The 17,101-nt window shown below is 60.3% G+C and carries 23 protein-coding genes and 1 tRNA gene; 11 read left to right on the plus strand and 13 right to left on the minus strand.

The window, feature by feature from the left end; translation table 11 throughout:
* From HU735_RS22315 to HU735_RS22330, 4 genes are all read right to left on the minus strand, one after another.
* A partial coding sequence (locus tag HU735_RS22315) for a hypothetical protein (RefSeq protein ID WP_186715385.1) occupies positions 1-191 on the minus strand: 191 nt, incomplete at its 3' end.
* Positions 188-370 (minus strand): hypothetical protein, encoded by a 183-nt coding sequence (locus HU735_RS22320; RefSeq protein ID WP_186715387.1) that lies wholly within the window; start codon positions 368-370, stop codon positions 188-190. The genes HU735_RS22320 and HU735_RS22315, both read right to left, overlap by 4 nt.
* Before the next feature lie 196 nt (positions 371-566).
* Complete coding sequence (locus HU735_RS22325) at positions 567-1,538, minus strand: PDR/VanB family oxidoreductase (protein ID WP_186715389.1); 972 nt, start codon at positions 1,536-1,538, stop codon at positions 567-569.
* Between the two features lie 57 nt (positions 1,539-1,595).
* A complete protein-coding gene (locus HU735_RS22330; RefSeq protein ID WP_186715392.1) occupies positions 1,596-2,717 on the minus strand; it encodes a ring-hydroxylating oxygenase subunit alpha in 1,122 nt (373 codons plus the stop codon).
* Positions 2,718-2,877: 160 nt separating this feature from the next.
* On the opposite strand from HU735_RS22330, the gene HU735_RS22335 reads away from it, so the two are divergent.
* Positions 2,878-3,888, plus strand: coding sequence for a nucleoside hydrolase (locus tag HU735_RS22335; protein ID WP_186715394.1), 1,011 nt, complete (start codon positions 2,878-2,880; stop codon positions 3,886-3,888).
* On the opposite strand, the gene HU735_RS22340 is transcribed toward HU735_RS22335, so the two are convergent.
* A complete protein-coding gene (locus tag HU735_RS22340; protein WP_028691462.1) occupies positions 3,860-4,072 on the minus strand; it encodes a hypothetical protein in 213 nt (70 codons plus the stop codon). The genes HU735_RS22335 and HU735_RS22340 overlap by 29 nt on opposite strands.
* A 288-nt stretch (positions 4,073-4,360) precedes the next feature.
* Between HU735_RS22340 and HU735_RS22345 the strand changes: the two genes are divergently transcribed.
* A complete protein-coding gene (locus HU735_RS22345) occupies positions 4,361-4,681 on the plus strand; it encodes an I78 family peptidase inhibitor (protein ID WP_110738970.1) in 321 nt (106 codons plus the stop codon).
* A gap of 210 nt (positions 4,682-4,891) precedes the next feature.
* Here HU735_RS22345 and HU735_RS22350 read toward each other — a convergent pair whose 3' ends face one another.
* Both HU735_RS22350 and HU735_RS22355 read right to left on the minus strand, forming a co-directional pair.
* Entirely contained in the window at positions 4,892-5,104 is a 213-nt protein-coding gene (locus HU735_RS22350; protein ID WP_007956027.1) for a cold-shock protein, read from the minus strand.
* A gap of 163 nt (positions 5,105-5,267) precedes the next feature.
* Positions 5,268-5,570 carry a hypothetical protein gene (locus HU735_RS22355; protein WP_050706418.1) on the minus strand — a complete coding sequence of 101 codons (303 nt, stop codon included), beginning with the start codon at positions 5,568-5,570 and terminating at the stop codon, positions 5,268-5,270.
* A 333-nt stretch (positions 5,571-5,903) separates the two neighbouring features.
* Here HU735_RS22355 and thrS point away from each other — a divergent pair, with 333 nt between their 5' ends.
* The 9 genes from thrS (at position 5,904) to HU735_RS22400 (ending at position 13,380) form a co-directional block, all read left to right on the plus strand.
* Entirely contained in the window at positions 5,904-7,826 is a 1,923-nt protein-coding gene (gene thrS / locus HU735_RS22360) for a threonine--tRNA ligase (protein ID WP_110738972.1), read from the plus strand.
* Positions 7,826-8,377, plus strand: a complete 552-nt coding sequence (gene infC / locus HU735_RS22365; RefSeq protein WP_172402370.1) for a translation initiation factor IF-3 — start codon at positions 7,826-7,828, stop codon at positions 8,375-8,377. The genes thrS and infC overlap by 1 nt, the downstream gene beginning before the upstream one ends.
* 63 nt (positions 8,378-8,440) lie before the next feature.
* On the plus strand, positions 8,441-8,635 hold the full coding sequence (gene rpmI, locus HU735_RS22370) for a 50S ribosomal protein L35 (RefSeq protein WP_003250667.1): 195 nt from the start codon (positions 8,441-8,443) through the stop codon (positions 8,633-8,635).
* Between the two features lie 27 nt (positions 8,636-8,662).
* On the plus strand, positions 8,663-9,019 hold the full coding sequence (rplT, locus tag HU735_RS22375) for a 50S ribosomal protein L20 (protein WP_003250671.1): 357 nt from the start codon (positions 8,663-8,665) through the stop codon (positions 9,017-9,019).
* 111 nt (positions 9,020-9,130) lie between these two features.
* Positions 9,131-10,147 (plus strand): phenylalanine--tRNA ligase subunit alpha, encoded by a 1,017-nt coding sequence (gene pheS, locus HU735_RS22380; protein WP_186661675.1) that lies wholly within the window; start codon positions 9,131-9,133, stop codon positions 10,145-10,147.
* Between the two features lie 31 nt (positions 10,148-10,178).
* The gene (pheT, locus tag HU735_RS22385; RefSeq protein WP_186715396.1) at positions 10,179-12,560 is read left to right on the plus strand and encodes a phenylalanine--tRNA ligase subunit beta; all 2,382 of its coding nucleotides are present in this window, start codon (positions 10,179-10,181) and stop codon (positions 12,558-12,560) included.
* Positions 12,561-12,564: 4 nt separating this feature from the next.
* Positions 12,565-12,867 carry an integration host factor subunit alpha gene (gene ihfA / locus HU735_RS22390; RefSeq protein ID WP_009394049.1) on the plus strand — a complete coding sequence of 101 codons (303 nt, stop codon included), beginning with the start codon at positions 12,565-12,567 and terminating at the stop codon, positions 12,865-12,867.
* Complete coding sequence (locus tag HU735_RS22395) at positions 12,848-13,204, plus strand: MerR family transcriptional regulator (protein WP_011533210.1); 357 nt, start codon at positions 12,848-12,850, stop codon at positions 13,202-13,204. Before ihfA ends, HU735_RS22395 begins: the two co-directional genes overlap by 20 nt.
* 99 nt (positions 13,205-13,303) lie before the next feature.
* Positions 13,304-13,380 (plus strand) — tRNA-Pro (locus tag HU735_RS22400).
* A gap of 401 nt (positions 13,381-13,781) precedes the next feature.
* On the opposite strand, the gene HU735_RS22405 is transcribed toward HU735_RS22400, so the two are convergent.
* From HU735_RS22405 to HU735_RS22425, 6 genes are all read right to left on the minus strand, one after another.
* Positions 13,782-14,462, minus strand: a complete 681-nt coding sequence (locus tag HU735_RS22405) for a uracil-DNA glycosylase (RefSeq protein ID WP_186715398.1) — start codon at positions 14,460-14,462, stop codon at positions 13,782-13,784.
* Positions 14,463-14,548: 86 nt separating this feature from the next.
* Positions 14,549-14,632: a hypothetical protein gene (locus HU735_RS27320; protein WP_273018725.1), complete on the minus strand. Its 84-nt coding sequence runs from the start codon at positions 14,630-14,632 to the stop codon at positions 14,549-14,551.
* 14 nt (positions 14,633-14,646) lie between these two features.
* Positions 14,647-14,820 (minus strand): hypothetical protein, encoded by a 174-nt coding sequence (locus HU735_RS27325; protein ID WP_346655378.1) that lies wholly within the window; start codon positions 14,818-14,820, stop codon positions 14,647-14,649.
* Between the two features lie 54 nt (positions 14,821-14,874).
* On the minus strand, positions 14,875-15,279 hold the full coding sequence (locus HU735_RS27180; protein ID WP_238349878.1) for a hypothetical protein: 405 nt from the start codon (positions 15,277-15,279) through the stop codon (positions 14,875-14,877).
* A 737-nt stretch (positions 15,280-16,016) separates the two neighbouring features.
* Positions 16,017-16,628 carry a hypothetical protein gene (locus HU735_RS22420; RefSeq protein ID WP_186715400.1) on the minus strand — a complete coding sequence of 204 codons (612 nt, stop codon included), beginning with the start codon at positions 16,626-16,628 and terminating at the stop codon, positions 16,017-16,019.
* Positions 16,625-17,071 (minus strand): hypothetical protein, encoded by a 447-nt coding sequence (locus HU735_RS22425; RefSeq protein WP_186715402.1) that lies wholly within the window; start codon positions 17,069-17,071, stop codon positions 16,625-16,627. The genes HU735_RS22420 and HU735_RS22425 overlap by 4 nt, the downstream gene beginning before the upstream one ends.
* Positions 17,072-17,101: the final 30 nt, after the last annotated feature.

Here is a 17,101-nt window from a genome sequence, read left to right on the forward strand (position 1 = left end):
ATGGGGATGCCGGCGACACCGTTGTAGTTGGGCAGGTTGCGCGTGCTCAGGGTCTTGGGGCTGGGGGCGTAGGCGGTACGCAGCAGGAGGATGGGCAGGCCGATACGCTGGCAGGCGGAGCAGCGGGGTTTGGGGACGGGGATGGCTTGGCGTTGTGCGTCCAGGATGGATTGACTGAGGCTGAGGGTCATGGATAGCTCCGAGATGGGGGCAGCGCGGCGACGGCTTTGGACCAGTCGTGCTGGATGGCCGGTTTGTCGAGCTGATGGCCGAGGGCCGCGTCGGGGCTGTTGATTACCTGCTGAAGTGTTCCGGGGGAATTTCGCATAAAGTCCTCGCTGGCAATGGCCGTACCGTCGTGCAGGCCCATGGCTGGCTGTTGCAGCCAGCCACGGGCGACGTTACGCAGACCTGAAACACTAGCGAGGAACGGATTGTGGGTGGTCGACAGGGCTTCCCAAATCCGCGTAGGACGTTTCTCTGATTTTCCTTTTCAGCGCTTATTGTCAGTATTCAGTTACATCTGACCGGCGAATCCGCGCGGGCAGGCGATCCGCCGCCGAGGCTCAGAGATCCAGCACCAACCGCGCCGAGCGCGCCCGCGAGACGCACAGCATCATGGTCTGTTGCGAGGCTTTCTCCTCGTCGCTCAGGTACTGGTCGAAATGCTCGGCCTCGCCTTCGAGGATCGCCGTCTCGCAGGTGCCGCACACGCCTTCGCGGCACAGGCACTCGACCTTGGCGGCCTTGGATTTCTCGATGGCCTGGAGAATGGTCATGCCTTCCTCGACGGCCAGTTCGGTGCCGGAGCGCGCCAGTACCACGGTGAACGCCGAGCCTGCGGCCGGCGCGGCGGCGAACTGTTCCCAATGCACGCGGGACTCGGCGATGCCGGCGGCGGCGGCGCTGGCGATCACCGCGTCGATCAGCGGCTTGGGCCCGCACACATAGAGATGGGCGTCATCGGTGAGCCCCGCGCACAGCGCGGCGAGGTCGAGCTTGCGCTCCAGGCTGTCGATATAGAAGCGGGTGTTGCCGGCATGCGGGCCTTGCGCCAGGTCGCCCTGGAAGGCGCCGTGCTCGGGGGCGCGGAAGGCGTAGTGCAGCTCGTAGGGGGTGGTGGCGCCTTCGAGCTCGTGCAGCTGCGCCAGGAACGGGGTGATGCCGATGCCGCCGGCGATCAGCACATGGCGCCCGGCGCTTGGGTCGAGGGCGAACAGGTTGTTGGGGGTGGAAATGGTCAGCTCGCTGCCCACCTCGACCTGCTGGTGCATGAACGCCGAACCGCCCTTGGACTGCTCCTCCAGGCGCACGCCGATCTGGTAGCTGTGCAACTGGCGCGGGTCGCTCATCAGCGAGTAGGCATTGCTGAACTGGCTGCCGCAGGCCGACTGCATCTGCACGATGACGTGGCTGCCGCCGCTGAAGGCGGGCAGGGCGGCGCCGTCGGCGCGGGCCAGGGTGAAGCGCTTGATCTGCGGCGTGGCCTGTTCCACGTCGGTCACGCGCACCTTGAACATTTCGTATTGCTTGGCCATGGCGTACCTCGACAACGAAGCCCCGCGCCAGGCCCTGGCGCGGGGCGGGGAGCGTGTTCAGTCGTCCAGGTGGGCGACGGCGATCAGGTTGTGGAAGTGGGCGATGCCGTGCTCGCTCACGCCGCTGCGCTGCGAATCGACCATGATCCGACCCTGGCCGCGGTAGCCGCGGGACTTCAGGCCCTTCTGCACGCTCTCGACCAGGCGCAGGTCCTCGGGGCGGAACACCTCGCGGTACCAGTCGATCAGCTTGTGCTGCTCCTCGCTGAGGTCCTTGTTGAGGAAGTAGATGTCGTAGTGCTGCAGGGTGGTTTCGGCATCGACCGGGAACTCGTAGATCACGGTCATGAAGTTGGCCCCTGGCGGTACGTTGAACATGGTGCACGGCCAGGCCCAGAAACCGGCAAAGGACGGATCCTTGACCGTTTCGTCGAACTTGAACGACTGCTCCGACGGCTTGGCCAGGCCGTACTGCAAGGTCCAGTTGCCGTGCAGGCTGTGGCTGTACTGGCCAACGTCCACCGAGTCGGAGAAGCCGGGGTGGGCCGGGGCGCAGTGGTAGCACTCGAGGTAGTTGTCGACGATCGACTTCCAGTTGGCCGGGGTGTCGCTGACGAAGCGCGCGGCCAGGTGCAGGTCGTCGATCACCGCGCAGGCTTCGCGCATGCGTTTTTGCATGCCGGGCAGCTGGTCTTCGACGGAACCGGCGTCGTTGTCCATGTTGATGAAGATGAAGCCGGCGTACTCTTCGACGCGCAACTGCACCAGGGTGGAGTTGTCCTTGTCGAAGTTGGCGACGTTCTCGCAGTTGCGCGCGTGGGCCAGCTCACCGTCGAGCTTGAAGGTCCAGGCGTGGTATGGGCAGGTGATGACGTTCTTGGCCTTGCCGCTGCCTTCGAGCAGCTGGTGGCCGCGGTGCGGGCAGACGTTGTAGAAGGCGCGCAGCACGTCGTCGCGGCCACGCACGACGATGATGCTCTCACCGATCACCTGGCGGGTGATGTAGGCGTTCTTCTCGGCGACTTCGCTGCGGTGGCCGACGCAGATCCAGCTGCGGGCGAAGATCGCTTCCTTCTCGTGCTCGAAGACGGCGGCCTGGGTGTAGAACGTGGCCGGGAGGGTGAAGGCCTCTTCGGGGTTGGCGCAGAAGTCGGCGGGCAGGCGTTTGAAATCGTTCATGGCTCTATCTCGGTTCTTGTTGGTTAACACGTATCTGATGGTTAACAAACTGGGCAAAAAAATTTGTGTCAGGTTTTGCTGGCGTGGGAGCGGGCTTGCCCCGCGATAGGCCGCAAAGCGGCCCCCCTTGAACCCATCCCCTAGCAACAAGGAGTGCTGAATGTCCCTCAAATCCCTGCTCCAAGGAGCCGTCCTCATGTCCGCGCTAGCCGCCACCGCCGTCATGGCCGCGCCCCGCGACCTGATCATCGACACCGACCCCGGCGCCGACGACGTGGTAGCCCTGCTGCTGGCCATGGCCTCGCCCGAGGAACTTAAAATCCGCGCCATCACCACCGTGGCCGGCAACGTGCGTCTGGAAAAGACCTCGCGCAACGCCCGCCTGGCCCGTGAATGGGCAGGCCGCGAAGAAATCCCGGTATATGCCGGGGCAGGGCGCCCGATGGTGCGTACGCCGATCTACGCCGCCAATGTCCACGGCGAGGAAGGCCTGACCGGCGTCAAGGTCCACGAGCCGAAGAAGCCCCTGGCCAACGGCAACGCCGTGCAGTACCTGATCGACACCCTGAGCGCCGCCGAGCCCCACAGCATCACCGTGGCCATGCTCGGCCCGCAGACCAACCTGGCCCTGGCGCTGATTCAGAAGCCCGAGATCGTCAACGGCATCAAGGAAGTGGTGGTGATGGGCGGCGCCCACTTCAACGGCGGCAACATCACCCCGGCTGCCGAGTTCAACCTGTTCGCCGACCCGCACGCCGCCGAAGTGGTGCTGGCCAGCGGCGTCAAGCTGACCTACCTGCCGCTGGACGTGACCCACAAGGTGCTCACCAGCGACGCCCGCCTCAAGCAGTTGGCGGCGGTGAACAACAATGCCAGCAAGCTGGTGGTGGACATCCTCAACGCCTATATCAAGTTCGACATGGACAACTACGGCATGCCCGGCGGCCCGGTGCACGACGCCAGCGTCATCGCCTACCTGCTCAAGCCCGAGTTGTTCAAGGGGCGCCAGGTACACATGGTAGTCGACAGCCGTGAAGGCCCGACCTTCGGCCAGACCATCGCCGACTGGTACGGCGTGCTCAAGCAGCCGGCCAACGTGATGTGGATCGAGGAGGGCGATGCCCAGGGCTTCTTCGACCTGCTCAGCGCCCGCCTGGCGCGATTGAAATAGCCTCGTGCGGCGCGTGGCGCTCGAGCACTTGCTCGATGAAGCTGCGCGCCGCGTCACCTCCGCGGTCGCGCACCAGCAGGTCGACGGCGATCAGCATCAGTTCTTCGGGCGTGCTCGGGCTGTAGGCGCTCTGGCCCTCGTCCCACTTGACCTTGATATCGGCGTCGATGCTGTGGCTGCTCATGGGGCGGTTCTCGCTGGGGCCTGGGTGAAAGGTCGAATACCGCGTCCTGGCGTTCGAAGGGGAGGCGTTTCGCACTCCGCTTCTTGCAGTAAATCATGCCTTTGCGTGACGGGACCTGCGACTTAAGCATAAGGGGCGCGGTTGGCCGAACCGACGGTTCGGTGCAAAATCCGGTCACGATTGCCTTTCGCGTCGAGTGGGCGAGTCAGGCAGAATCGTGCGGTTGTGCAACAAATGCCTGGAGGAATTGTCGCATCAGGCAGTTCCCGGATTTATTTAGGAGGATTCATGTTCCGTACCCGCGCTTCCCTGGCGACCTTGCTGGTGGCTTCCGTTCTGGCAGGTTGCAGCACCGGTGGCTCCTCGGGCGGCAGCAGTGCCCAGGCCACCCCGGCCGGCAATGACGGCCGCTGCGAAGCCAGTGGCGCCGACTTCACCATCGGCAAGCTGGCCTCGCCAGAGCTGATGGAGCAGGCGCGCAAGGCCAGTGGCTCGCAGATGGCGCGCATCCTCAAGCCTCACGACATGATCACCCTGGAATACCGTTCCGAGCGGCTGAACCTGAATGTCGACGACAAGGGTGTGGTTACCCGGGTCAACTGCGGCTGATCCAGCCCAGAATTGGCCCCCTGTAGGAGCGGCCTTGTGTCGCGATAGGGGCGCGCAGCGGCCCCAAGTTCTTCGCCACAACACAGATCGCCGGGGCCGCTTTGCGGCCCTATCGCGACACAAGGCCGCTCCTACAAAGGTGCTGCGTGATTCTGGCAGCCAATAAAAAACCCGCCACAAGTGGCGGGTTTTTTTGCAGCTATCCGAAAATTACTCCGGACGAACCTGCGCAGCCTGCATGCCCTTCTGGCCTTTTTCGGCTACGAAGGAAACAGTTTGGCCTTCTTTCAGGCTTTTGAAACCGTCGGTTTCGATAGCCTTGAAGTGTACGAACAGGTCGTCGCCGCCGCCTTGAGGAGTGATGAAGCCGAAGCCTTTCTCATCGTTGAACCACTTGACGGTGCCGGTTTGGCGATTGGACATGGGGTGAATCTCCAGAAACATGATTTTTTATCGGGGTGCAATGTCGCCGTGGCTTCAGTAGCACCGACGACACTATAGTCCATTTCTGCGTATCTAGCGCCTTTTACCTTCGCAGGATGTTGATCCAGCGCAAAAGATGCGTGAAATGGCCCGCGAACCCTGGTTATTTCGGCTTGCAGGTGGCCTGAACCACCTGCTGGGCCTTCTGCATCAGCTTGGCGTCAACGCCGTCCTGGCTGTCGAGGTCCTCGATCTCCTTGTCGTTGAAGTTCTTCTTGATGGCTTGGGCGCCACACTCGCAGTGCTTCTTCGCCGTCGCCGCGTCCACGCCCTGGCCGCTCGCCACCTGTTGGCACTGGGTCATGTAGTGCGCTTCCTTACCGGCGGGGAAGTTGCCTGCGTTGGCAGCCAGCGGCAGCAGCAGGGCGCTTGCGGCGCAGGCAGCCAGAAGGGACTGAAGTCGCATAACCGAACACTCCTTGGGTAAAGGTCTCATCAAGAGTAGGTTGCTTCAGAAGGTCTGATAGGAAATTTTCCGTACAAGTTCACCCCGGCAACGTAATTTCCAAATATTTCTGCGACCCGGTGCAACCCGCGTGCTAGCATGCTCGGCTTGCGGCTCGCCACTGGCGGCCTGCAACTTTTACCTTCCAGTCACTCTGGTTCGACCCTGGCAGGCCGAAAGGTCTCTGCCACTGTGAGGCAGGCTTTCCCGCGGGAAAGGCAGGGCGGATCTTGTACTGGCTCATCCCAACCCACGTGACCTTTGGTAGGGGTCACCACTAGGAGAGGAGGCGCCATGCCCATTATTACTCTTCCCGATGGCAGTCAACGCACGTTCGACCAGCCGGTATCCGTAGCCGAAGTCGCCGCATCCATTGGCGCGGGCCTGGCCAAGGCCACCCTGGCCGGCAAGGTCGACGGCAAGCTCGTCGATGCCTGCGACAAGATCGACCACGACGCCACCCTGCAGATCATCACCCCTAAAGATGAAGAGGGACTGGAGATCATCCGTCACTCGTGCGCCCACCTGATCGGCCACGCGGTGAAGCAGCTGTACCCGACCGCCCGCATGGTGATCGGCCCGGTGATCGACGAAGGCTTCTATTACGACATCGCCTACGAGCGTCCCTTCACCCCCGACGACCTCGCCGCCATCGAAAAGCGCATGCAGCAGCTGATCGACACCGACTACGATGTCGTCAAGAAGATGACCCCGCGCGCCGAAGTCATCGACGTGTTCACCCAGCGTGGCGAAGACTACAAGCTGCGCCTGGTCGAGGACATGCCGGATGAACAGGCCATGGGCCTGTACTACCACGAAGAATACGTCGACATGTGCCGTGGCCCGCACGTGCCGAATACTCGTTTCCTCAAGGCATTCAAGCTGACCAAGCTGAGCGGCGCCTACTGGCGCGGCGATGCCAAGAACGAGCAGCTGCAACGCGTGTACGGCACCGCCTGGGCCGACAAGAAGCAGCTGGCCGCCTACATCCAGCGCATCGAAGAAGCCGAAAAACGCGACCATCGCAAGATCGGCAAGCAGCTCGACCTGTTCCACCTGCAGGAAGAAGCCCCTGGCATGGTGTTCTGGCACGCCAACGGCTGGACCGTGTACCAGGTGCTCGAGCAGTACATGCGCCAGGTCCAGCGTGAAAACGGCTACCAGGAAATCAAGACCCCGCAGGTCGTCGATCGCATCCTCTGGGAGCGTTCCGGCCACTGGTCCAACTACGCCGAGAACATGTTCACCACTTCGTCGGAAAACCGCGACTACGCGGTAAAACCGATGAACTGCCCGTGCCACGTGCAGGTGTTCAACCAGGGCCTCAAATCCTACCGCGACCTGCCGCTGCGCCTGGCCGAGTTCGGTGCCTGCCACCGTAACGAGCCGTCCGGCGCCCTGCACGGCATCATGCGCGTGCGTGGCTTTGTCCAAGACGACGCGCACATCTTCTGCACCGAAGACCAGGTGAAGAAAGAAGCCGCCGACTTCATCAAGCTGACCCTGGATGTGTACAAGGACTTCGGTTTCACCGACGTCGCCATGAAGCTCTCGACCCGCCCGGCCAAGCGCGTGGGCTCCGAAGAGCTGTGGGACCGCGCCGAAGGCGCGCTGGCCGACGCCCTGAACGAATCGGGCCTGGAGTGGGAATACCAGCCGGGCGAGGGCGCGTTCTACGGCCCGAAGATCGAGTTCACCCTGCGCGACTGCCTCGGCCGTAACTGGCAGTGCGGCACCCTGCAGTACGACCCGAACCTGCCGGAGCGCCTGGACGCCAGCTACATCGCCGAAGACAACAGCCGTGTGCGCCCGGTGATGCTGCACCGTGCCATCCTCGGTTCGTTCGAGCGCTTCATCGGCATGCTCATCGAGCACTACGCCGGCGTGTTCCCGGCCTGGCTCGCGCCGACCCAAGCCGTGATCATGAACATCACCGACAAGCAGGCCGATTTCGCCCTCGAGGTGGAAAAAGCCCTGAACGGTAGCGGATTCCGTGCCAAGTCGGACTTGAGAAATGAGAAGATCGGCTTTAAAATCCGCGAGCATACGTTGCTGCGGGTCCCTTATCTTTTGGTTATAGGGGATCGCGAAGTCGAAACGCAAACCGTCGCTGTGCGCACCCGCGAAGGCGCTGACCTGGGCTCGATGCCCGTCGCGCAGTTCGCTGAGCTGCTGTCGCAAGCGGTTTCCCGGCGTGGTCGCCAAGAATCGGAGTAATGACTATTAAGCGTGAAATGAGAAACGATAAACGAACTGCACCGAAAGCCCCGATCAACGAGAATATCTCGGCACGCGAGGTTCGGTTAATTGGTGCTGACGGCGAGCAGATTGGCATCGTCTCGATTGATGAAGCGCTGCGTATCGCTGATGAAGCGAAGCTGGATCTGGTGGAAATCTCTGCAGACGCGGTACCGCCCGTCTGCAAGGTGATGGACTACGGCAAGCACCTCTTCGAGAAGAAGAAGCAGGCCAACGAAGCCAAGAAGAACCAGAAGCAGATCCAGATCAAAGAAATCAAGTTTCGTCCAGGGACGGAAGAAGGGGATTACCAGGTAAAACTACGCAACCTGGTACGTTTCCTTAGCGATGGGGACAAGGCCAAGATCTCTCTGAGATTCCGCGGCCGTGAGATGGCCCACCAGGAGCTGGGCATGGAGCTGTTGAAGCGGGTCGAAACCGACCTCGCCGAATACGGCACCGTTGAGCAGCATCCGAAGATGGAAGGACGCCAGCTTATGATGGTCATCGCCCCCAAAAAGAAGAAGTAATCTCCCGGGCACGGCAGGCCTGATGATTATTGTGTAATTTTTATTCGAATGCGGAGTTCCAACATGCCAAAGATGAAAACCAAGAGCGGTGCTGCAAAGCGCTTCCTGAAGACGGCTTCCGGCTTCAAGCACAAGCACGCTTTCAAGAGCCACATCCTGACCAAAATGTCGACCAAGCGTAAGCGTCAACTGCGCGGTGCCAGCCTGCTGCACCCGTCTGACGTGGCAAAAGTCGAGCGCATGCTGCGCGTTCGTTAATTCTGGTTAAGATAGAGGAAGTTACTCATGGCTCGTGTTAAGCGCGGCGTTATCGCTCGTAAGCGTCACAAAAAAATTCTGAAACTGGCTAAAGGTTACTACGGTGCACGTTCGCGCGTATTCCGTGTAGCCAAGCAAGCGGTCATCAAGGCAGGCCAATACGCCTACCGCGACCGTCGCCAGAAGAAGCGTCAGTTCCGCGCACTGTGGATCGCTCGTATCAACGCCGGTGCCCGCACCAACGGTCTGTCGTACAGCCGTCTGATTGCTGGCCTGAAAAAGGCGTCGATCGAAATCGACCGTAAGGTTCTGGCCGATCTGGCAGTGAACGAAAAAGCGGCGTTTGCTGCGATTGTCGAGAAGGCTAAAGCCGTACTGGCTTAAGTACCCACGACAATCATCCGGCGGCGCCTGCGCCGTCGGGTGTAAAACGTCATCGGATAGGGGAAGAGCCTTCAAAAGCTCTTCCCCTATTTTCGTATCTGGAGTCTGTACATGGAAAACCTGGACGCGCTGGTCGCCCAAGCCCTAGAGGCCGTGGAACGCGCTGAAGACATCACTACCCTGGAACAGATCCGGGTTCAATTCCTCGGCAAGAAAGGCGAGCTGACCCAGGTGATGAAGACCCTGGGCAACCTGCCAGCCGAAGAGCGCCCCAAGGTTGGCGCGCTGATCAACGACGCCAAGGAACGCGTCACCGACGTGCTCAACGCACGCAAGGCCGGTTTTGAAGAGGCTGAGCTCAACGCTCGCCTGGCCGCCGAATGCATCGACGTGACCCTGCCAGGCCGTGGCCAGACCACCGGCGGGCTGCACCCGATCACCCGTACCCTCGAGCGCATCGAGCAGTTCTTCACCCACATCGGCTACGGCATCGCCGAAGGCCCCGAGGTCGAAGACGACTACCACAACTTCGAAGCGCTCAACATCCCCGGCCACCACCCGGCCCGGGCGATGCACGACACCTTCTATTTCAACGCCAACATGTTGCTGCGCACCCACACCTCGCCGGTACAGGTGCGCACCATGGAAAGCACCCAGCCGCCGATCCGCATCGTCTGCCCAGGCCGTGTGTACCGTTGCGACTCGGATATCACCCACTCGCCGATGTTCCACCAGGTCGAAGGCCTGCTGATCGACCGCGGCATCAACTTCGCCGACCTCAAGGGCACCATCGAAGAGTTCCTGCGGGTGTTCTTCGAGAAAGAACTGGCCGTGCGCTTCCGCCCGTCGTTCTTCCCCTTCACCGAGCCGTCCGCCGAAGTCGACATCCAGTGCGTGATGTGTTCCGGCAACGGCTGCCGTGTCTGCAAGCAGACCGGCTGGCTGGAAGTGATGGGCTGCGGCATGGTCCACCCGAACGTGCTGCGCATGTCCGGCATCGATCCGGAAGAGTTCCAGGGCTTCGCCTTCGGCATGGGCGCCGAGCGCCTGGCCATGCTGCGCTATGGCGTCAACGATTTGCGTCTGTTCTTCGACAACGACCTGCGGTTCTTGGCTCAATTCCGCTAGGCCCAATCGACGCAACTTTCAGGAGAACAGCATGAAATTCAGTGAACAGTGGCTGCGCGGTTGGGTAAACCCGCAAGTCTCCCGTGACGAACTGGTCGCCCGCCTGTCCATGGCCGGCCTCGAAGTCGACAGCGTGACCCCCGCTGCCGGCCAGTTCAGCGGCATCGTGGTGGGCGAGATCCTCACCACCGAACAACACCCGGACGCCGACAAGCTGCGCGTGTGCCAGGTGAGCAACGGCGCAGAGACCTTCCAGGTCGTCTGCGGCGCCCCGAATGCCCGCCCAGGCATCAAGATCCCGTTCGCCATGATCGGTGCCGAACTGCCGGGCGACTTCAAGATCAAGAAGGCCAAGCTGCGCGGCGTCGAGTCGTTCGGCATGCTCTGCTCGGCTTCCGAGCTGCAGATCAGCGAAGAGAACGACGGCCTGCTGGAACTGGCGGCTGACGCCCCGGTTGGCGAAGACATTCGCAAGTACCTGAACCTGGACGACGCCAGCATCGAGATCGGCCTGACCCCGAACCGCGGCGACTGCCTGTCCCTGGCCGGCCTTGCCCGTGACGTCAGCGCCCTGTACGACGTGCCGGTCACCCGCCCCGTGGTGCCAGCCGTACCGGCCGCCCACGACGAAGTGCGCCCGGTCGAAGTCAGTGCCCCGGCCGCCTGCCCACGCTACTTGGGCCGCGTGATCCGCAACGTCGACCTGAGCAAGCCGACCCCGCTGTGGATGGTCGAGCGCCTGCGCCGCAGCGACGTGCGCAGCATCGACGCCGCCGTCGACATCACCAACTACGTGATGCTCGAACTCGGCCAGCCGATGCACGCCTTCGACCTTGCCGAAATCAACGGCGGCATCCGCGTACGCATGGCCGAGGAGGGCGAGAAGCTGGTCCTGCTGGACGGCCAGGAAGTCTCCCTGCGCGCCGACACCCTGGTGATCGCCGACCACACCCGCGCCCTGGCCATTGCCGGCGTGATGGGTGGCGAGCACAGCGGCGTCAACACCGAGAAGACCCGCGACCTGTTCCTCGAGAGCGCCTTCTTCGAGCCGATCTCCGTCGCTGGCAAGGCCCGTTCCTACGGCCTGCACACCGACGCCTCGCACCGCTACGAGCGCGGTGTGGACTCGCAACTGGCCCGTGAAGCCATGGAGCGCGCCACCGCCCTGATCCTCGAGATCGTCGGCGGCGAAGCCGGTCCGATCGTCGAGACCGTGAGCGAGCAGCACCTGCCGAACATCGCGCCGATCACCCTGCGCGCCGAACGCATCACCCAGATGCTCGGCATGGAGATGGACGCTGCCCAGGTCGAGCAACTGCTCAACGCCTTGGAGCTGAAAACCAGCGCAAGCGGGGCAGGGGAGTGGACTGTCACCGTCCCAAGCCACCGCTTCGACGTCAGCCTGGAAGTCGACCTGATCGAAGAGCTGGCCCGCCTGTACGGCTACAACAACCTGCCGGTCCGCTACCCGCAGGCCCGCCTGGCCCCGCAAGCCCGTCCGGAAACCCGCGGCGAGCTGCCGAACCTGCGCCGCCTGCTGGTCGCCCGCGGCTACCAGGAGGCCATCACCTACAGCTTCATCGACCCGAAACTGTTCGAGCTGTTCACCCCAGGCGTCGAGCCGCTGCTGCTGGCCAACCCCATCTCCAGCGACATGGCCGCCATGCGCGCCTCGCTGTGGCCGGGCCTGGTCAAGGCGATGCAGCACAACCTCAACCGCCAGCAAGACCGCGTGCGCCTGTTCGAAAGCGGCCTGCGCTTCGTCGGCCAGCTCGGTGACCTCAAGCAGCAGCCGATGATCGCCGGCGTCGTCACCGGCAGCCGCCAGCCAGAAGGCTGGGCCAACGGCCGCGACGGCATCGACTTCTTCGACGTCAAAGCCGATGTGGAAGCCCTGCTGGGCTACTCCGGTGCCCTGAGCGACTTCAGCTTCGTCGCCGGCAAGCACCCAGCCCTGCACCCAGGCCAGACCGCCCGCATCGAGCGCGACGGCAAGGAAGTCGGCTACCTCGGCGCCATCCACCCGGAGCTGGCCAAGACCCTCGGCCTCGACCGCCCGGTGTTCGTCTTCGAGCTGGTGCTCGGTGACGTAGTCGAAGGCCGTCTGCCGAAGTTCAGCGAGCTGTCCAAGTTCCCGGAAACCCGTCGTGACCTGGCCTTGATCGCAGGTCGTGATGTAGCTTCTAGCTCGGTGCTTGAAGTAATTCGTGACAATGCAGGCGAATGGCTCACAGACCTCAGGCTGTTTGACGTCTACCAGGGTAAAGGCATTGATCCTGATAGAAAAAGCCTGGCCGTCGGCTTGACCTGGCAACATCCATCGCGCACTCTTAACGACGATGAGGTGAATGAAACCCTGCAAACCATCCTCACCTCGCTTGAACAAAGGTTGAACACCACGTTAAGGAAATAACGGCATGGGTGCTCTGACGAAAGCTGAGATGGCCGAAAGGCTGTACGAGGAGCTGGGGCTTAACAAGCGTGAGGCCAAGGAGCTGGTCGAGCTGTTTTTCGAAGAAATTCGGCACGCGCTTGAAGACAACGAGCAGGTCAAGTTGTCCGGTTTCGGCAACTTCGACCTTCGCGACAAACGCCAGCGGCCGGGCCGCAACCCTAAAACAGGGGAAGAGATCCCGATCACCGCGCGCCGCGTCGTCACCTTTCGTCCAGGGCAGAAGCTGAAAGCCCGGGTAGAGGCCTATGCTGGAACCAAGCCATAACGACGAGCTGCCCCCCATCCCGGGCAAACGCTACTTCACCATCGGTGAAGTCAGCGAGCTCTGTGCGGTAAAACCGCACGTGCTGCGCTACTGGGAGCAGGAATTTCCGCAGCTCAACCCGGTGAAGCGCCGTGGCAACCGGCGGTATTATCAGCGCCAGGATGTGCTGATGATCCGCCAGATCCGCGCTTTGCTGTATGACCAGGGCTTTACCATTGGCGGGGCGCGGTTACGGCTCTCCAGTGATGAGGTCAAGGATGAGTCCAGCCAGTACAAGCAGCTGATTCGGCAGATGATTGCGGAGTTGGAGGATGTGTTGGTGGTGCTGAAGAAGTGACCTGGTTGGCGACGAGTGGATTTTTTTGAAAAAAAGCTTCCATTATTCAAAAGGTTAGGTTAAATTCTTCAACGTTCTCAGCGGTATCGAGAATGATGTCGGGGCGTAGCGCAGCCCGGTAGCGCACTTGCATGGGGTGCAAGGGGTCGAGTGTTCGAATCACTCCGTCCCGACCAAAATACTCCAAAGAATCCAGTCACTTAGCGGTGACTGGATTTTTTTATGCCTTCGATTTTTGTCGCTGATAGAAATTTACCCCACTTTTTGCGCCACCGAGATGTTGATTAGATTTCGCGGGCTGCTTAGTACATCGAAATCCGTGACGGAGGGCTCCTCAGGGCCGTTTACCTCAAGGGGGCATATGCTTCACGTAACTGATCTGCAAGTGGTGAATTTTGGATGGCCGCTTTTGACCCCAAGCAGGAAACTCACCAGGGGCTAAATTCAGCTAGAAGCTACTACCTTGAAGGTGACTACGAATCTAGGGGCAATTCACATTGCCATCCATGCTTACTTAGATGTGGAATCGCTGGGCGGCGCGAAAGCCGCCAAGCAATTGCATGCGACGTTTCTGTGTCTAGAACAGTGAACCCTGAGTGCTCTGGCGTTTCGAATTGAATGTCTCAACCGGGATGTTGTACAGGACACTCATCCCTTTACGGAAGTCCTTGATGCCACCGTAACTTGGGTGGCGGATTGCAACGACTTCGATATCAAAGCGGCTCGCATAGCTGTAGGCATCACCGCCAATGGCTACTATTCGACGTATGCCGAGCCACTTGATTAATGTTTCGTTGAGCAGATCGACCTTCTGCAGTTCCCGTGCAGTAAACTTGCGGTTGGTAAACGGGTTGCCGGGCTCGTGCGGATGAAACGGGAAGACGTTCCAGAGCAGCGGTGGAAGCTTGAGTGCCCTGAGCACTGACCAGATTTCGGATGCGGTGCGCTCGACCACTGCCGGTCCTACTGTTGCCTGCTTGAAGTCCGACCCCGGGTAACGCAGCATCATTTCCGGAAGGTGGAATTCGTCGGTTAGAGCCAACCCAGTCCGTCGGCCACCGCGATACCCCAAGTCTCGTCCCATCCAGATGGTGTCGACACCGATATCGGTCGCGGCCTTGAGATAGCCGCGCAAATTACGGCGGCGTGCGGCGACAGCATCGCTGCGATCGTGGACGGGACACTTGTCAGCGTAGGGATTGAATACGTTGTCCAGCTTCAGCTCAGACAGGGCATTCACAAAGGCGGTAGGGTTCATGGCTGCTCTTTCTTTTCTAAAGGGTCAAACTATATGCCGTGTTCAAGCACGTTGACCTGTACGGTACCGCACAGGTCTATTTGCTGCTAGGGAAAGACCTGAAAACCGGTAAGGATCGCTTTTTCCCACTGCCACTGCCTACACGCCTCGACCTCACAGCCTTCGACCATGCTTTCGATTTGTCTTAGCGCGCCGTAATCCAGTGCGTCGGGCTTGGCGTCGATATAGAACTCGGGACTCTGGGTATGGTTGGGATCCAGGTCGCGATACCTTCCTCGATGATCATCGCGCGGGCTCCCTTTTCGTTCTCGTCCTTCTTGGGATCGGACTTGTGCTTGCGTTTGAGCAGCGCGCGCACTACGAGCGACCCGCCTGGAAACGCAACGTAGGCCAGATAGAAAACGTCGTGGAATCAGTAGTCATCCGGCTCGTTGAGTCGGCCCCAATGAACCCGCGCTTCAGGTTCTGCACAATATAGCCTTCTCGGGGTATCCCGTTCATTGAACTCCATGGCTAATTTGGCGGGGAATTGTTCATGATCTGGGCGCACGAAATCAAACGGCGGCAGATAGACGGTTTTGTCACCGGGCCACCGGCTGAGAATCTTGTCGATGTTATTCCGAGCCACGTTCTCGATTTTTAGATCCAAGCTGGCGCCAGGGATGGCCAACTCCGTCAGATGGAACCCCAGATTCAGGCTGTGCGATGAGGGAGACGAGGCGTGTATGGAGGCAAGCGACACCCCTGCCAGCACACCTGCTCGGTTTGCCAATCTGGCGAGCTGGCAGGGGTGCTCCGGGCCCTTGCGCATTTTCATGAGGCTGTCGATATGCCGCAAAATCATGAGCAGGATGGGTGACTTCGTTCTTTCTCCAAATTCCGAGCGCAGATAGGCGATGCAGCTGGCACCTGTTTCATCCGAGTTAACATCAGCAGACGCCGCAATGTTGATCAGATACTGCAGTACATCCCAAACTCCTCGACAACTAGGTCGCTGACAGAGCCCGCTAAACGGTCGCGATCGGCCTTTTCGACTGCGGAGGGTAGTCCACCCGCTTCGCCGAAATAGCCGAGCTTTAGCTTCTGGTAACTACTTTCATCCGTCTGGAAGTGATTGGTGTCGCCGGCTTCCGGTCGGTACAGAGGGGGCGATAGCGAGGGTAGTTGCGATATTGCTGCCGGCATGGAAGGTCCGTTTCAATAGTCAGAGGCTAGAGATGGCATCTCGATGATGCTCGGATCACCTCGTATTGCATCTGCCTTGCGTAACTGACAATTTTTCCCGGTCTGCATCGTGCGCATCCATTGTCAGCGCCCGCATCCTCCCGGACGTGGTAACATCATAGTTTGGATAACGCGGCTTGGGCTGGAGCCACTTGCGTCTTAGACCAAGCTTGTCGGCGAAGATGTACAATCAGTCCAGCTAGTCGGCAACCAAGTGGCTCTATTCACAGGTGCACCACTTGATTTGCTCTGCATCAACGTAGACCGCCATGGTGCGAGTCTTCACTGGGGCACAACGTTGGCATAATCTTTTTAATTCTGCCGGGTAGATTAGCGCCAGGAAGCTGGTCGGCCTCTGCGGCCGCGATCAACGATCTCGTTAAACCAAGCATCAATTTCGGCCCTGAAACCTTCCGAGAATCCGTTCCGGTAGTTTCTCGAATGTGGGTATAGATCATCTCCTTCGAAGTCGCGTAGATGCTCAGGAATCTCTACGGCACTTGCTCCCCAGTAAACAAAATCTTCGCCGATCAGAACGTTGTCCGAGCCGGTATCCCGGTTCAGGTTCTCCCGGTTCAATGCTCCTCCCGCGAGGCTGTGATGTGAGTCCTCTTGAATCCAGCCAGCACCGTCCCGACGGTAGATATTGTCTCCATAGGCCATGCTTTTGCTTGCACGCAGATTGGGGCGCTTGATTCTAAACGCATCGTGCTCCCAGTATTCCTGAAAGGACACTTTCTGGGAAACTCGCATTGCGAAGATCACCCTGCCTTCAAGTTTTAGGGCTTTGCTGCCACAGCCAATGATGATGTCTCCTACCCGGGCTCCTTCCCTTATCTGTGGTTTGCAGGTACCAAGAGTACAGATGCCATGAAAGGGGTTTGGCGCAAAGCCGTAATCCCTAACGAGCTTGTAGGAATATACTTTCGGTAGATCACTCATTGGCACTTGACCCGATTAATGTCGCGTTCTTCGCGTGGGCTGCCGTCTGCGCGCTCCCATATCGATTCTCCCCCGATGACCTCATCTAGCCGGGGACTCTGAATCGTGAGCACGGAGTGGGCGTGTTCATCGAATACCTGAGGCAGCGACTCGATGTCTTCAGCGATGGCTACGATGCGTGTAGCACACATCGCAGCATGTTCGGCTGCACCTACCACGCATTCGTAACCTTCCTCTGGGATCAAGAAAATGCTGATCACGGCGTTGTCAATGCAGCTCTGGATCTCATCGGAAACGGGTTGTTCCGCCTGAGCTGCTTCAACTTCAGGCTGCTCGGCTCCGGTCATGCAGATCTCGAAACCTCTGTCATTCAATTGTTGCGCCACTGCCTGGGCTTTCTGTTCGAGTCCTGTCGTGAAGACGATGCACGCCTTATCGCTCATCACTGAATCTCCTTAACCGAGTGTGTAGGT

It is taken from the genome of Pseudomonas sp. BW16M2 (assembly GCF_014268865.1).
In the GTDB taxonomy this organism is placed as follows: Bacteria; Pseudomonadota; Gammaproteobacteria; order Pseudomonadales; family Pseudomonadaceae; genus Aquipseudomonas; species Aquipseudomonas peradeniyensis.

Excerpts from the sequence above, each read along its gene's own strand:
- HU735_RS22320 (WP_186715387.1), bottom strand. The coding sequence starts at position 370 with ATGGGCCTGCACGACGGTACGGCCATTGCCAGCGAGGACTTTATGCGA.
- HU735_RS22325 (WP_186715389.1), bottom strand. The coding sequence starts at position 1,538 with ATGGCCAAGCAATACGAAATGTTCAAGGTGCGCGTGACCGACGTGGAA.
- HU735_RS22330 (WP_186715392.1), bottom strand. The coding sequence starts at position 2,717 with ATGAACGATTTCAAACGCCTGCCCGCCGACTTCTGCGCCAACCCCGAA.
- HU735_RS22335 (WP_186715394.1), top strand. The coding sequence starts at position 2,878 with ATGTCCCTCAAATCCCTGCTCCAAGGAGCCGTCCTCATGTCCGCGCTA.
- HU735_RS22340 (WP_028691462.1), bottom strand. The coding sequence starts at position 4,072 with ATGAGCAGCCACAGCATCGACGCCGATATCAAGGTCAAGTGGGACGAG.
- HU735_RS22345 (WP_110738970.1), top strand. The coding sequence starts at position 4,361 with ATGTTCCGTACCCGCGCTTCCCTGGCGACCTTGCTGGTGGCTTCCGTT.
- HU735_RS22350 (WP_007956027.1), bottom strand. The coding sequence starts at position 5,104 with ATGTCCAATCGCCAAACCGGCACCGTCAAGTGGTTCAACGATGAGAAA.
- HU735_RS22355 (WP_050706418.1), bottom strand. The coding sequence starts at position 5,570 with ATGCGACTTCAGTCCCTTCTGGCTGCCTGCGCCGCAAGCGCCCTGCTG.
- thrS (WP_110738972.1), top strand. The coding sequence starts at position 5,904 with ATGCCCATTATTACTCTTCCCGATGGCAGTCAACGCACGTTCGACCAG.
- infC (WP_172402370.1), top strand. The coding sequence starts at position 7,826 with ATGACTATTAAGCGTGAAATGAGAAACGATAAACGAACTGCACCGAAA.
- rpmI (WP_003250667.1), top strand. The coding sequence starts at position 8,441 with ATGCCAAAGATGAAAACCAAGAGCGGTGCTGCAAAGCGCTTCCTGAAG.
- rplT (WP_003250671.1), top strand. The coding sequence starts at position 8,663 with ATGGCTCGTGTTAAGCGCGGCGTTATCGCTCGTAAGCGTCACAAAAAA.
- pheS (WP_186661675.1), top strand. The coding sequence starts at position 9,131 with ATGGAAAACCTGGACGCGCTGGTCGCCCAAGCCCTAGAGGCCGTGGAA.
- pheT (WP_186715396.1), top strand. The coding sequence starts at position 10,179 with ATGAAATTCAGTGAACAGTGGCTGCGCGGTTGGGTAAACCCGCAAGTC.
- ihfA (WP_009394049.1), top strand. The coding sequence starts at position 12,565 with ATGGGTGCTCTGACGAAAGCTGAGATGGCCGAAAGGCTGTACGAGGAG.
- HU735_RS22395 (WP_011533210.1), top strand. The coding sequence starts at position 12,848 with ATGCTGGAACCAAGCCATAACGACGAGCTGCCCCCCATCCCGGGCAAA.
- HU735_RS22405 (WP_186715398.1), bottom strand. The coding sequence starts at position 14,462 with ATGAACCCTACCGCCTTTGTGAATGCCCTGTCTGAGCTGAAGCTGGAC.
- HU735_RS27320 (WP_273018725.1), bottom strand. The coding sequence starts at position 14,632 with ATGGTCGAAGGCTGTGAGGTCGAGGCGTGTAGGCAGTGGCAGTGGGAA.
- HU735_RS27180 (WP_238349878.1), bottom strand. The coding sequence starts at position 15,279 with ATGAAAATGCGCAAGGGCCCGGAGCACCCCTGCCAGCTCGCCAGATTG.
- HU735_RS22420 (WP_186715400.1), bottom strand. The coding sequence starts at position 16,628 with ATGAGTGATCTACCGAAAGTATATTCCTACAAGCTCGTTAGGGATTAC.
- HU735_RS22425 (WP_186715402.1), bottom strand. The coding sequence starts at position 17,071 with ATGAGCGATAAGGCGTGCATCGTCTTCACGACAGGACTCGAACAGAAA.